Below are 14,852 nucleotides of genomic sequence, written 5' to 3'. Positions count from 1 at the left end.
GCTCCCACAAGGCTGGCTGGCTTATGCCGCTGCAGAGGCGTTGAGGCCTGTGGGAGCGGCGTAAGCCGCGAAGCCGGGGATGCTCCCGCTGAGGAGATGCCTGGTTTCCAATTTTGTCCGAATGCCGGCCTTGGCTGGAGGCAAGGATCGAGAGCCCCGCAACTTCATTGCTGTCAGCTTCGCGGCTTACGCCGCTCCCACATGCCGCGGCCATTGGGCTTGCTGTTGACAGGCTGGGGCATGCCAAAAAATTTCACAGGCCGTGTTCAAACGAAGAAGATCCAAGCAAACACCCCCGCTGAATTTCATACGAAACCAAAATAGCCCGTCAAATCATCGGGATATGGACATCCTCAGCCTCAACCATTGCGTGAAAATTTTTTGCAATGCGTCTTGACATCGTTGTCACCAAGCCCCGACACTCCGCATGCCGCAACGCCATACAGGTGTCGCGCCATACCCAGGGGACGTACGTGGTTGCCAGCCTGTATCCATCACCCAAGCTGACCACCACCGCTTCCGCGGCGCCGTTGCTGGCCGCCGATGTGGGCGGCACCCATGTCCGCATTGGTCTAGTGCAGCCCGGCAGCCACCCCGCCGCGCCGCTGCAGCTGCTGGCCTATCGCCAGTACCGCTGCGCCGACTACCCGGACCTGAGCACGATCCTTGCCCAGTTCCCGGTCGACCGCAGCGAAGTGCGCGAATGCGCCATTGCCAGTGCCGGCTACGCGCTGCCCGACGGCACCGTTATTTCCGCCAACCTGCCGTGGCCACTGTCCTGCAACCGCATCCGCGATGACCTCGGCTTTGAAGCCGTGCACCTGGTCAATGATTTCGAGGCAGTGGCACATGCCGCCGCGCACATCGATGCCAGCCAGTCACTGCAGCTGAGCGGCCCTGCCGATGCCGCATCAGGCCCTGTACTGATCGTCGGCCCCGGCACCGGCCTGGGCGCCGCACTGTGGATCCCCGACGGTTCGCGCTCGATGGTGCTGGCCACCGAAGCCGGACAGGCATCACTCAGCGCCAGCACCGCACTGGAAATGGCGGTACTGCAGCAGATGCTGCAGGGGCGCAGCCATGTCGCCATTGAACATGCGCTGTCAGGCCCCGGCCTGCTCAATCTTTACAACGCCTTGTGCGTGGTCCGCGACCGCGCCGCGGTGCACCGCTCCCCCGATGCGATCAGCGCCGCCGCCTGCGATGGCAGCGACCCGCTGGCAGTGGAAACGCTGCAGCTGTTCTGCGCGATCCTCGGCTCCACCATCGGTGACATGGCGCTGCTGTACGGCGCACAGGGCGGCATCTACCTGGCTGGCGGCATCCTGCCGAAGATCAGCCAATTCGTTTTGAACAGCAGCTTCGCCGAGCGCTTCCTCAACAAGGGGCCGATGCGCGAGGCGCTGCAACGCATTCCCGTGAAGCTGGTAGAGCACGGGCAACTGGGCGTCATCGGCGCCGCCAGTTGGTATCTGGGACGCAGGGAAATTGAACCCGTCGCGTCGAATTCGGCAGTACCGCAGGTGCATGGGGCTGTCTGCTCCTGCACGGGTTCCCACTGAAGAAAAATCCGGCCAAGTCCGCCGGCATCCATCAATGATGAGGAGAGACATCATGAGGTACCGCAAGTCCGTATTATCCGCCGCCATCGTCACCTGCCTGAGCTTCTCGGCGCATGCACAGGAAGCCGGCAAGCAGGCCACCGACCTGGACACCGTGGTTGTCACCGGCATCCGCGCCAGCTTGAAGCAGGCACTGGACTCCAAGCGTGACTCGGACGCCATCGTCGACGTGGTCACCGCCGAAGACGTGGGCAAATTCCCGGCCACCAACGTTGCCGAAGCCATCACCATCATCCCCGGCGTGACCATCGACAAGGCCTTCGGCCAGGGCGAAAAGGTCTCGATCCTGGGTACCGACCCCGCTTTGAACCGCACCCTGCTCAATGGCCAGACCATTGCCTCGGCCGACTGGTTCATCTCGGACCAGCCGGGCCGTACCTTCAACTACTCGCTACTGGCACCGCAGCTGGTGAGCAAGGTCGAAGTCTACAAGTCGCCGGAAGCATGGCTCGAGGAAGGCTCCATCGGCGGTACCGTCAACGTCTCCACGCGCAAGCCGCTGGACCTGAGCGGCACCACCATTTCCGGTGCGGTTGGCTATCTGTACAACGACCGCGTCGAAGCCGGCGATCCGCAGGTATCGGCCATGTTCGGCTGGAAGAACCAGGCCGACAACTTCGGCGTGATCGTCTCGGCGCAGCGTTCGATCGAGAACATCCGTCGCGACGGCATCGAGTCCTACGGCACGGTCAGCGGCAAGGACTACATCAACGGCAAGGGCGGCTCGCCGAACTCGATCACCACCACCACCACCGACTGGTCGACCGACCCGGCCACCACCATGCCGCCGAGCTGCGTTGGCAGCTGCGCGCAGACGCTGCTGGCGAACCCGAACGCAGTGGCACCGAACGCGATCAGCGCGCACTACTTCGAACAGGAGCGCAAGCGCGACACCCTGTCCGTGGCGCTGCAGTTCAAGCCCACCGACAAGCTGGACATCGAGTTCAACGCGCTCAATGTGAAGGCCAAGTACGACAACATGACCCACTCCATGTTTGCCTTCAACGGCAATCCATGGAACTCGCTGGCCAGCATGACCGACGTCACCGTCGATGGCGGCGTGATGACCAAGGCATCGTTCCGCAACGCACTGACCGTGTATGACCTGCTCAACCGCCAGGCCACGGTAGATACCGATTCCTACGACCTGAAGATGACCTGGAAGGACGAGCGCTGGTTCGCCTCGGCCCACGCCGGCACCTCCAAGGCCAGCGGCGGCACCGGCAAGCAGGTATTCGGCGAGTTCCTCAACAAGGCCGACTACAGCTACGACCTGACCGGCAAGACCCCGAGCCTGAACTTCCACGGCTACCAGACCGATCCGATCACCGACGTCGCCAACCACATGAAGCCGGGCCATGCTGGCAGCCCGTTCACCGATCCGTCCGCTTATCGCTTCGACGGCGGCGGCCCGGCCGGCGGCTGGCACACCAATCCGCCCAATGCCACCAACTGGGGCGCGGGCTGGGGCGGCAACATCGTCACCAAGCCGACCCAGGACAAGGAAAAGTACGTCCAGGCCGACTTCGGCATCACCCTGGATTCGCCGATCTACCAGCTGCGTTTTGGCGTGAAGCGTCGCGAGCATGAAACCTCGCAGTCGATGGCCGGTGTGTCGCTGGCTTCGATCAAGGGCTATGGCGACCTGACCGCTGATCAGTTCAGCCCGAAGCAAGTGCCGGACAGCTACCTCAGCGGCTTCGGCAACGTTGGCGACCTGAGCAACCGCTTCATGATCGACGGCTGGGCCCTGGCCGACTACATCAACAGCGGCAAGTGGCTGGCACCGTGGCAGACCATGCCGACGCCCAGCACCTTCAGCGATCCGTCCTATGCTGCCAACACCTGGACGGTGAAGGAAAACATCAACGCCGCCTACGTCCAGGCTGATTTCAGCTATGACCGCCTGCGCGGCAACTTCGGTGTGCGCCTGGTGCAGACCGAGTCGGAAAGCACCGGCTATGCCTGCTCCTCGGTCAAGAGCCCGTGCCCGGCTGACGGCTACGTGCTCAACACCATCAAGAAGAAGTACAACAACGTCCTGCCCAACATCAACGTTGCCTACGACCTCAACGACAGCGTGGTGCTGCGCGGCTCGGCAGCGAAGGTGATCTCGCGCCCGAACTACGGCGACATGTCCAGCTACCTGTGGATCGGCGACCAGACCCTGACCGGCGGCGGCGGCAATCCGAACCTGGACCCGTACGAATCCACCAACCTGGACTTCTCGGCTGAGTGGTACTTCGCCGAGAACGCCATCCTGGCCGGTACCGCTTTCTACAAGAAGGTCGACAACTACGTACTGGTCACCACCCAGAAGGAAACCCATTACAACCAGTCGCAGCAGGCCGACACGGTGTACGACATCTCGCGTCCGAACAACGCCGGTGGCGCGAAGATCCAGGGCTTCTCGGCTGCGTTCCAGACCAGCCTGGACAACGGCCTGGGCCTGCTTGCCAACTACACCTACGCAGATGCCAAGGCTGACGCCGGCAACCGCCTGCCGTTCAACTCCAAGAACCAGGTCAACTTCAGCCCGTTCTACGAGAGCGAGCGCTGGAGCGCACGTGTCACCTACTCGTGGCGTTCGAAGTACTACACGCAGGCTGATCGCGGCAACTTCCTGGTCACCGATGACTACGACTCGCTGGATGCCAACATCAACCTCAAGCTGACCGACAACCTGACCCTGGGCCTGGACGGCATGAACCTGCTCGACAGCGAGTACCGCTCCTACGCGGAAGTCCCGGGCGTGGCCAACACCGAGAAGGTCATCCGTGGCCTGTATCGCACCGGCCGTCGCTACATGGCCACGCTGCGCTTTGCCTTCTAAGGCGTAGCCAAACGTTTTAATTGTTCTGCGGTCTTTTTCTCCAGCGGGCTTGGGTATTCCAGGCCCGCTTTTTTTTGCCCGCCATGGCCAGCGCACAGGCACTGCAGGAGCAACGCCGATCAGCGCACACGCGCAGCGCTGCAATCAACTGGTGGGCAACGGGAGCGACACAGAAAAAGCACTGCAACACGCACCGACAGCGGCGAAGCGGAATGTGGATTACCAATGAATTGAAGATAAACATAATTTTCAAAACAACCTGAAACAAACACCAACAAGTTTCAACCGGAATGAATGGATATTCTTTTTCATGCGATTTATCCTTTAAAAACAGCGCAAATACCTTGAAACAAAGATTTCAAAGCGGCCGTTTTTCGTGAAAATTATTTTTGCAAATTAAAAACAAATACACGCACACTCCACCCCGAGCTGAACGACGGTAGTCACCCGCCCCAACCACCCATCGAGGCATGACGTGGACAAGCAAGGCCGGCAGTACATCCGATCCACTCCCCATCGCGCCCATTGCGGAGCGCAATGGGCCCTTGCTGCACCCGGCCCGTTCTGACCTGACACCGCGTTCGACGCGGCCGGCCGGTACGGCGCCCGCGATGTTTCTCCGCACACCCGAAGGGATGCGGGAATCACTGGACGGCATCACTGCCGGCCATCCATCAGCAAAGGGAGAGAGACCTTTGAAACACCGCAAGTCACCGTTAACCGCCGCCATCGTCAGCTGTCTGGCGATCAGCTTTGCGGCCAGCGCGCAGCAAGCGCAACCGGATGCAACCGAACTGGATCGCGTCGTCGTCACCGGCATCCGCGCCAGCCTGCAGCAGTCACTTGAGTCCAAGCGCAATGCGGACAGCATCGTCGACGTGATCACCGCCGAGGATGTAGGCAAGTTCCCGGCCACCAATGTCGCCGAGGCGATGACCATCATCCCCGGCGTCACCATCGACCGTGCCTACGGCCAGGGCGAGCGCGTCAGCATCCTCGGCGTCGACCCGGCCTTGAACCGCACCCTGCTCAACGGCCAGTCCATCGCCTCCGGCGACTGGAACATGTCCGACTTCCCGACCCGCACCTTCAACTACTCGCTGCTGGCACCGGAACTGGTCGGCAAGGTGGAAGTGTTCAAGTCGCCGGAAGCGCGCATGGACGAAGGCTCCATCGGCGGCACCGTGAATGTCTCCACCCGCAAGCCCTTGGACATGCCCGAGCGGATCAGCATCACCGGCCGGGTGAGCTATTCGCGCAATGACCGCGTCGAAAAGACCGATCCCAGCGCTTCGGCCGCATTTGGCTGGAAGAACGTGGATGACACCTTCGGCTTCATCCTGTCGGCCCAATCCAGCAACGAAAGCATCCGCCGCGATGGCATCGAATCCTTCGGCACCGTGCTGGCCAAGCACTACCGTGACGGCCTGGATGGCGCGGCCGGGTCCATCGCCACAGGCAACTGCGTCAATGCCTGCGCCGATGCAATCCGCAACAATCCCAATGCCGTCGGCCCAAGCTCAGTCAGCGCGCATTTCTTCGAACAGGAGCGCAAGCGCAATACCTATTCCGCTTCGCTGCAGTTCAAGCCGGTTGAGAAATTGAATGTCGAACTCAACGCGATCAAGATCGATGCCAACTTCGACCACATGGCCCAGGCCATGTTTGCGTGGCAGGGCAACACCTACGGCAGCCTTGGCTCGCTGACCGACATCACCATCGAAGACGGGTTGATCACCGCGGCCAAGCACAAGGGCGCACGCATGGTCTTCGACATGCAGAACCGCCGCGCCAAGATCGAGTCGGAAACCTACGACATCAAGGCGGACTGGAACGACGAGCGTTGGTTTGCCTCCACCCACATCGGCTCCACCAAGGCCGAAGGCGGACCGGAACAGGTGTTCGGCGAGTTCCTGGCAAGCGCAGATTACGACTGGTCGATCCAGAACGGCCCCGGCACCCCGGCAACGTTGAACATCACCGGCCCCAATCCGTTCACCACGCCTGAGCTGTTCCGCATGGATGGCGGTTATGGCAGCACCAACTGCGCCACCACCAACAACTGGTGCTCGGGCTGGGGCGGCAACCTTGTTGAAAAACCCACCCTGGACAAGGAAACCTATGGCCAGGTGGACTTCGGCATCAAGCTGGATTCCCCGGTCTACCTGTTGCGCTTCGGCTACAAGCAGCGCGCCCATGAGACCGGCCAGATCCAACGTGGTGTCACCCTGCCATCGGTACAGGGCTGGGGCGACGCCACGGCCAACATGTTCAATCCGCGCGACCTGCCGGACAACTACCTGAGCGGCTTCAGTGGCTATGGTGACCTCAACAATCGCTTCACCATCGATGGCTGGGCGCTGGCTGACTACATCCGTGGCAACACCTGGCTTGCGCCGTACCAGACGGCGCCGATCCCCACTACCAAGGGCAACTCGGAGTTCATCCGAAATACCTGGACCATCGAGGAAGACATCCAGGCCGCTTACGTGCAGGCCGATTTCAGCTACGAGCGCCTGCGCGGCAACATTGGTCTGCGCTATGTCAGCACCAAGCTGGATTCAAGCGCCTATGCCTGCAACACCGGCTTGAATGGCTGTACCAGCAGCAGCATGACACCCGCACAGGTGGAGGCCTCGTATGACTACGTGACCCGCAGCAGCAAGTACAGCAACGTCCTGCCTAATCTGAACCTGGTCTATGACGTTGCCGAGGATGTGGTGCTGCGTTTCTCTGCCGCCAAGACCATGGCCCGCCCCAACTATGCGGACGTGTCCAGCTACCTGTTCCTGTCCGACCAGTCGCTGACCGGTGGCGGTGGCAACCCCAACCTCAAGCCCTACCGCTCTACTAATCTGGATTTCTCCGGCGAATGGTATTTCGCGCCGGAGGCGATCCTGGCGGCCTCGATCTTCTACCGTGACGTCAGCGACTACGTGCTGCGCATCTCGCAGGAAGAAACCCACTACAACATCAACCAGCTGCGTGATGCAGTGTTCCTGGTGGATCGTCCGCAGAATGCCGGCGATGCCAAGGTCAAGGGTTACTCCCTGGCCTGGCAGCAGAACATCGGTGCAGGTTTCGGCATCATCGCCAACTACACCTATTCGGACGGTGAGGCCAGCAACGGCAAGCCACTGCCTTTCAACTCGAAGAATCAATACAACCTGAGCCCGTTCTTCGAGAACGACAAATGGAATGCACGCATCACCTACAACTGGCGCGACAAGTATTTCACCCGTGTCAGCGGCGGACGCGATGTGTGGACGATGGAATACCGCTCGCTGGATGCATCGGTGGCTTACAAGGTCACCGACAACCTCAGCATCGGGCTTGAAGGCATGAACCTGCTGGACGAGGAATATCACAGCTACTACGGCACCGAGAAGCTGCTCAACGGCGCCTACAAGAGTGGCCGTCGTTACATGGCTTCACTGCGTTTCGCCTTTTAATTCGTAGTGCAACATCACCTGGCGGGAGCCGAACGTGCTCCCGCCAGGTTCCTGCCACCCAACCAGCACGCATCGGGCATCACCGCATGGAACAGCCGAAAGCCAATCTCCTTCACCGCCACCTTCCGCTCCTGGCGGTACTGGCCTGCCTGCTGTTGCTGCCGGCCCGCGCTGCACGCGCCGACGACGACCTCTCCGGCTACTGGCTCGGTGAGATCGGCAGCCCGCGCGAGAAGGTCAGCATTGGCCTGAACCTGCAGGCCGACGCCAACGGCCGCTACGACATGCGACTCGATCTCCCCATCGCCCACCTGCGCTCGCTGCCCCTGCACGGCAAGGCCGATCTGGACGACAGCAACACCCTGGTCCATCGCGCCCTGCACATGGCGCTGCGGATGCAGGAAAAGGAATTGACCGGCACCTTGTTGGGCAGCGGCGAACGCCTGCGCCTGCGACGCGGCGAACCCGCCTCGCTGCCGACTGAAAACGCAGCCATCACATCACCCCAGGCCTTGTCCGGCCCGCGCTGGAAGGCACATCTTGGTGGCCAGATTTTTGCCTCGCCGGTGATCGCCGACGGCGTTGCCTATATCGGCACCACTGCAGGCACGCTGTTTGCCGTCGACCTTGCCGATGGCAGCCTGCGCTGGGGCAGCGCATTGGGTTACCCGATCTACGCCACCGCACTGGTCACCGACGATGCCGTGTTCGTCAACAGCGATGGTGGCTACCTGCATAGGCTTGAGCGCAAGACCGGCCGCGAGCAATGGCGCTCATCGATCCAGGACGCGCGTAGCAGCCGCGAGCCTCCGCAACCGCAATCGGCGGCCTGGGAATGGCAAGGCCCACGCCCATTGCTCGGCAACGGCCATATCTATGTCGGCGGCAGCGACGGCAGCGTGCAAGCGCTGGACATGCGCACCGGCGCCAGCCGTTGGAAACGGCAGCTTGCTGGTCGCATCCAGCACGGCCTGGCCAGCGACGGCAATCAGTTGTTCGCAGTCACCGAAGCAGGCGTGGTGCAGGCACTCAATGCGCGCACTGGCACTCCACTATGGCAGTACCGTCTTGCCTCGCGCCCGGGCGCAGCGCCGGTGGTGCATCGCGGCCGCGTGTTCTGCAATGACCGCAGCGGCGTGCTGCACGCGATCGATGCAGGCACCGGCAACGCGCTGTGGATGACACAGTTCTGGACGTCATGGATCGAATCGGAACCTTCGTTTGATGGCAACACGCTCTACATCGGCTCATCCGACCTGCGCAAGGTAAGCGCCATCGACATCGTCAGCGGCCGCGTGCTGTGGCGCACCGATGTCGGCGGCTGGAGCTGGGGCACGCCGCTGGCGCTGGGCGACCAGCTGGTGGTCGGCATGGCAGCAGGCCACCCCTATTTTCTGGATCACGGCGCAGGCATAGGTGTACTTGATCGCCGCGATGGACGCCTGCTCGCTACCCATGCGCTGGCAGCGGGGCGTGGCTTCCAGTGGGGCATCGCCGGCACACTTGCCCATCATGGCAACGTGCTTGTTGCAGCCGATATCGAAGGCGTGCTTATGGGCTTTGCACTTGATGCGATTATCCAATCCAGCCCCAGCACCAGCGCCAGCGCCAACGCGCAGGCCAATGCCCCGCGCCCCACCCTGATTTCTCTCCCCCCACGGATTGCAGCAACCGTTACATCAACCGCAAACGCAACAGCGGCTGGTCGTATGCCAGCCTTCAACAACAAGGATCCACGATGACCCGACACCGACTCACCACCCACGCACTGCATGCTGCGCTGTCGCTTGCACTTGCCTCTGCCAGCGGCCATGCATTGGCCGCTTCCACTGTCGCGCCCGCACAGCAGCTGCCGGTGGAAGTAACCGGTGCCAGCATCATTCCGCGACCGGTATCGGTGCAGCCTGGCAATGGCCGCTTCGTGGTGGACGCCTCCACCCGCGTGCTCGCCGCTGAAGGCGCTGGCGACGTCGCCGCCCATTTCACCCAGCTGCTGGCACGCACCACGCCGCTGCATCTGCAGGCAACGAGCAGCGGCAATGCCAAGGGTGCAATCCAGTTCCGGCTCGCCAAGCCCAACGCCGACGCATCGGCGGAAGGCTATTCGCTGCGCATCAATGACGATGGCGTCCTGGTGGAAGCCGGTGACGCGCGTGGCCTGTTCTACGGCGCGATGTCGTTGTGGCAGCTGCTTGCCGGCGCCCCCGCGAACAGCATCACCCTGCCGGCCATGCAGGTCGAGGATGCACCGCGCTTCAACTGGCGCGGTTTCATGCTCGACTCGGCACGTCATTTCCAGAGCATCGAGGACATCAAGTTGATCCTCGATGCGATGGCCACGCACAAGCTCAATACCTTCCACTGGCATCTCACCGATGACCAGGGCTGGCGCATGGAGATCAAGCGCTACCCGAAGCTGACCGAAGTTGGCAGCTGCCGTTCTGCCGCTGGCGAAGCCGGCGTCGGTGCTGACGGCAAGCCGCATCTGTATTGCGGTTACTACACGCAAGAGCAGATCCGCGATGTGGTGGCCTATGCCGCTGCGCGCCACATCACCGTGGTCCCCGAGATCGACGTGCCCGGCCATGCGCAGGCCGCAGTTGCCGCCTATCCGGAACACGGCGTGGTCGATGGTCCGACCCTGCCATCGGCCAACTGGGGCGTGAACCCCTACCTGTTCAATCCGCGCGAGGAAACCCTGCAGTTCCTGGAAAACATCCTGGCCGAAGTGCTGGAGATGTTCCCCGGCCAGTACATCCACATCGGCGGCGATGAAGCGGTGAAGTACCAGTGGCAGGATTCGCCGCAGGTGCAGGCCTATATCCGTGAGCTGGGCTTGAAGGACGAGGAAGCATTGCAGTCGCATATGCTCAAGCGCCTTGAAAAGTACCTGGAAGACCACGACCGCAAGCTGATCGGCTGGGACGAGATCATCGAAGGTGGTTTGCCGCCGCAGGCCACGGTGATGTCCTGGCGTGGCATCGAAGGCGGCATTGAAGCCGCAACCCACGGCCACGATGTGGTGATGACTCCGGGCAATACCCTGTACCTGGATTTCCTGCAGACCAATCTGCCGGAAGAACCGACAGGCCGCCCCAAGTTCACCTCGATGCAGCGCGTCTACGCATTCGACCCGGTGCCGGCCGAGCTGACCCCGGCGCAGCGCAAGCACGTGATCGGCGTGCAGGCCAATATGTGGACCGAGCACACCCGCAACGGCAAGGACCTCAAGCACAACGTGTTTCCGCGCCTGGCAGCACTGTCCGAAATCGCCTGGACGCCGCTGCAGAACAAGAGCTACGACGATTTCCTCGCGCGTCTGCCGGCACAGCTGCAGCGCTACAAGGCGCTGGGTATTGGCTATGGACAAACCGCGTTGTCGGTGGCGATGAAGCGCCAGGACGATCGTGCAGCCGAGAAGGTCACGGTGGAGCTGTCCAACCCGCTCAGCTACCGCGACATCCGCTACACCACCGATGGCAGCACACCGACCGCGCAGTCACCGGCCTATCCCGGCTTGCTGACCTTGCCGGTACCCACCGTGTTGACCGCGCTGACGTTCTTCAACGGCAAGCCGGTGGCGGACAAGCCCAGCCAGTGGAATTTCGATGCGCAATCGCTGCTGACCCGCAACGACAAGACCCTGGCGCAGTGCCCGCAGGGTGGCCGCCTGCTGCTGCGGCTGGTCGACGACAACCCGCTGCACGGTGAGCGCGACAACTTCGACGTCAGCATCTTCAACCCCTGCTGGTTGTGGGAAGACGCGCAGCTGCAGGACATCGCCTCCATCCAGGTCCGCGCAGGCCGCATCCCCTACAACTTCGGCCTGCTGCGCCCGGAGGAAGCCAAGCGTGGTTTCCGCAAGCCGGTGAGCCAGTACGGGGAGTTTGAAGTGCGGGCGGGTTGCGAAGGCCGCGTGCTGGCCACCGTGCCGCTGCCGCAGCAACCGGGCAAGGACGGTTTCATTGAACTGGAAGCACCGCTGCGCGTGGGTGCCGAGCAGATCACCGATCTGTGCATGACCTTCAGCGGCGATACCCGTCCGCAGATGTGGGTGCTGGACCAGGTGCGTCTGCAGCCGAAGAAGTAAGGCTTGGGGAAAACCCCCGGGAAGGCGCGGTGCGGTACGTGAGTCCTCTCCACCCACGTCCCGCACCGCGCCAACTTTGCAAAACCACCGGCGCCATAACGGCGCCTGTGATGACCCCAACGTAGCAGCCAATGCGCCGCCAGCGTAAGTGCCATTGCATCGGAAATGGCTGATTTTTCTAAGGAATTAAGTTGCAGGCGCAACCAGAAGCAGTGTGGCACAGCGCCGGCCCGGCGCTATCGGCTCACCGTCGTTGCAGCCTGAGCAGTACATCCCGCAGCGGCGTCAGCGCAGTCAGCATACCGATCAGCACGCCACTGGCATTGGCCAAGGCATCCACCGGGTCGGCCATGCGCGTGGCGGTCAGCGCACCCTGCGCCCACTCGATGCCCACGCCCATCACTATCAACCCCACCGCCACCCGGCACAGCGCGCGGCGCCCGCCGAACAGCTGCACCGCACTGGCAGACAGGATGAAGTACGCCAGCAGGTGCTCCAGCTTGTCGCTGTTCTGTGGCAGGTCCAACGGCGGTGGTGGGATCAGGCAGACCACGATCACCGCCAGCACCGCCGCACACCACAAGCCCAGCCAGAAACGCGGATGACGCAGCGGCTTCAGCGCCGTGCTTACAGCCGCCACGTCAGGTCACCGAGCAGGAACGCGGCCGACATGTCGACGTCGCGGCTGAAGCCCATCACCTGGAAGCGCTCGCCCATTTCAGTCGGCAAGGTCAGCCGCTTGAGCTGATCGCGCAGGCGCAGCTGGCCGATTTCATCGGTGCGCTCCTCGGCCTGCAGCAACAGATCGGTGATGCCGTTGCCGAGCAGGAAGTTGGCCTGGTTGCTGTAACCGGCCAGCTCGAAGCCTGCGTTGGTGCCGGCTTCGGCCAGCGCAGTGAAATCCACCGAGGCAGTGATGTCCTGCAGGCCCGGCCACAGGTACACATCGTTGTGCACACGATGCCGATAGAACGCGCGCATCGTGCCGTCAGTGCGGTCGTGCTGGTAGAACTCGCTGCGCGAGTAACCGTAGTCGACGAACAACATCGCCCCGCGCTGCATGCCACCGGCCACCGCCTGGATCCAGTACGGCAGCTGCGGTAGCAGTTCGGAGCGATAGCCGTGCGCGAACGGACGCTCCAGATAACGCTCCACGTGCCGCACCGCGCCCAGCAACAACGGGTCGGCTGGCTGCGCGCCACGCACGAAGCGGCCTTCGCCATCGAGCTCCACGGTTTCTTCGTAGATCTCACCTTCGTCGGCAAGGAAACGCGGTGTCGGCAACGCATCGATCACCTCGTTGGCGAACAGCACGCCATCCCAGTCGTCATCGAACGGCCGGTCCAGCCACTCCACCAGCGCGAACACCGGCGGAATCAGCGCGCGCTCCAGGCGCTCGCGCTGGCGCTCACGCAGATCGGCACTGGGCTCGAGGATGGCGTAACGCTCAGGCAAGGCATCCAGTTCCAGCAGGCGCTTGAGCATGATCTCCGCAAACGCGCCGCTGCCACCGCCCAGCTCCAGCATGCGTGCCTGCGGGCCGAGCTGTTTCAGCACCGGCGCCACCGCATTGGCGGTGGTGGCGGCAAACAGCGCGCCGATTTCCGGCGAGGTGACGAAGTCGCCGGCAGCGCCAAACTTGCTGGCGCCGGCACTGTAATAACCCCAGCCCGGCGCATACAGCGCCAGCTCCATGAAGCGCGAGAAAGGCACCGCACCGCCTTGGGCAAGGATATCCGCACGCAGGTGCGCGGCCAGCTGGTCGCTATGGGCGAGCGCGTCTGAATCGGGAGTTGGCAGGTCGGAATGCATGATGCGGTGGTTTGCGAGGACAATGCACAGGATAGCTGAGTAAGGAAATCCCAGATGACAGAATCCCAACGGGTGGCCCTGGTCACCGGCAGCGCGCGCCGGATCGGCGCCGGCATTGCCCGTCACCTGCACGCCCATGGCTACCGCATCGCCCTGCACGCCCACCAATCCAGCGAGGAGCTGCAGTCACTGGCCTTCGATCTGGAGAGCGAGCGCCCGGGCAGCGTATTGGCGCTGGAGGCGGATCTACGCGACGTGGACGCTTTACCGGACCTGGTGGAGCAGGCGGTCAGCCAGTTCGGCCGGCTGGATGCGCTGGTCAACAACGCCTCCAACTTCTTCCCTACCCCGTTCGGGCAGGTACAGCCGACGCAATGGGATGAGCTGTTCGCGGTGAATGCGCGGGCGCCGTTTTTTCTGGCGCAGGCCGCCGCACCGCACCTGATCAAGCAGCGTGGCGCCATCGTCAACCTGACCGACCTGCACGCCACCCAGCCGCTGCGCGAGCACCCGGCGTACAGCTCGGCCAAGGCCGCACTGGAGATGGTGACCCGCTCGCTGGCACTGGAAATGGCCCCGCACGTGCGGGTGAACGCCATCGCACCGGGCGCCATCCTGTGGCCGGAACAGGGCAAGAGCGAAGCGGCCAAGCAGAAGCTGATGGAGCGCACGCCGCTGGACCGTCTCGGTACTCCGCACGAGATCGCCTCGGCGGTGCGCTGGCTGCTGGACGATGCCGGTTACATCACCGGCCAGACCCTGCGCCTGGACGGCGGCCGCCTGCTGACGTAGTGCCGAGCCATGCTCGGCAACGCTCTCCTGTAGTGCCGAGCCATGCTCGGCAGGGGCTTAACCAGCGAACAGCTGCCCTCACCCCAACCCCTCTCCCGCAAGCGGGAGAGGGGCTAAAGCGTGTAGTGCCGAGCCATGCTCGGCAGGGGGCTTAACCAGCGAACAGCTGCCCTCACCCCAACCCCTCTCCCGCAAGCGGGAGAGGGGCTAAAAGCCTGTAGTGCCGAGCCATGCTCGGCAGAGGCTTTGCG

The 14,852-nt window shown here is 62.9% G+C and carries 8 protein-coding genes; 6 read left to right on the top strand and 2 right to left on the bottom strand.

The features are described from left to right. The first annotated feature begins 485 nt into the window (after positions 1 to 485). The 5 genes from ABE493_RS18750 to ABE493_RS18730 all read left to right on the top strand — a co-directional run bounded on the left by ABE493_RS18750 (position 486) and on the right by ABE493_RS18730 (position 11,997). Entirely contained in the window at positions 486 to 1,562 is a 1,077-nt protein-coding gene (locus tag ABE493_RS18750; RefSeq protein ID WP_430980820.1) for a glucokinase family protein, read from the top strand. Positions 1,563 to 1,614: 52 nt separating this feature from the next. Then, positions 1,615 to 4,455, top strand: a complete 2,841-nt coding sequence (locus ABE493_RS18745) for a TonB-dependent receptor (protein ID WP_346500804.1) — start codon at positions 1,615 to 1,617, stop codon at positions 4,453 to 4,455. 695 nt (positions 4,456 to 5,150) lie between these two features. Continuing rightward, positions 5,151 to 7,907: a TonB-dependent receptor gene (locus tag ABE493_RS18740; RefSeq protein ID WP_346500802.1), complete on the top strand. Its 2,757-nt coding sequence runs from the start codon at positions 5,151 to 5,153 to the stop codon at positions 7,905 to 7,907. 86 nt (positions 7,908 to 7,993) lie between these two features. Further along, positions 7,994 to 9,649, top strand: a complete 1,656-nt coding sequence (locus ABE493_RS18735) for a PQQ-binding-like beta-propeller repeat protein (RefSeq protein ID WP_346500800.1) — start codon at positions 7,994 to 7,996, stop codon at positions 9,647 to 9,649. Continuing rightward, complete coding sequence (locus ABE493_RS18730) at positions 9,646 to 11,997, top strand: beta-N-acetylhexosaminidase (RefSeq protein WP_346500797.1); 2,352 nt, start codon at positions 9,646 to 9,648, stop codon at positions 11,995 to 11,997. The genes ABE493_RS18735 and ABE493_RS18730 overlap by 4 nt, the downstream gene beginning before the upstream one ends. Positions 11,998 to 12,241: 244 nt before the next feature. On the opposite strand, the gene ABE493_RS18725 is transcribed toward ABE493_RS18730, so the two are convergent. Together ABE493_RS18725 and ABE493_RS18720 are read right to left on the bottom strand one after the other, a co-directional pair. Next, on the bottom strand, positions 12,242 to 12,637 hold the full coding sequence (locus ABE493_RS18725) for a VanZ family protein (protein WP_346500795.1): 396 nt from the start codon (positions 12,635 to 12,637) through the stop codon (positions 12,242 to 12,244). Then, positions 12,625 to 13,809 (bottom strand): class I SAM-dependent methyltransferase, encoded by a 1,185-nt coding sequence (locus ABE493_RS18720; RefSeq protein ID WP_346500793.1) that lies wholly within the window; start codon positions 13,807 to 13,809, stop codon positions 12,625 to 12,627. Before ABE493_RS18720 ends, ABE493_RS18725 begins: the two co-directional genes overlap by 13 nt. Positions 13,810 to 13,863: 54 nt before the next feature. Between ABE493_RS18720 and ABE493_RS18715 the strand changes: the two genes are divergently transcribed. Continuing rightward, a complete protein-coding gene (locus ABE493_RS18715; protein ID WP_346500791.1) occupies positions 13,864 to 14,601 on the top strand; it encodes a pteridine reductase in 738 nt (245 codons plus the stop codon). Positions 14,602 to 14,852: the final 251 nt, after the last annotated feature.

The sequence above is a fragment of the Stenotrophomonas terrae genome, assembly GCF_039674165.1.
Taxonomy (GTDB): Bacteria; Pseudomonadota; Gammaproteobacteria; order Xanthomonadales; family Xanthomonadaceae; genus Stenotrophomonas; species Stenotrophomonas terrae_A.
The sequence above is the reverse complement of the archived record's forward strand: the minus strand, read 5'-3'. Positions and strand labels throughout refer to the sequence as shown.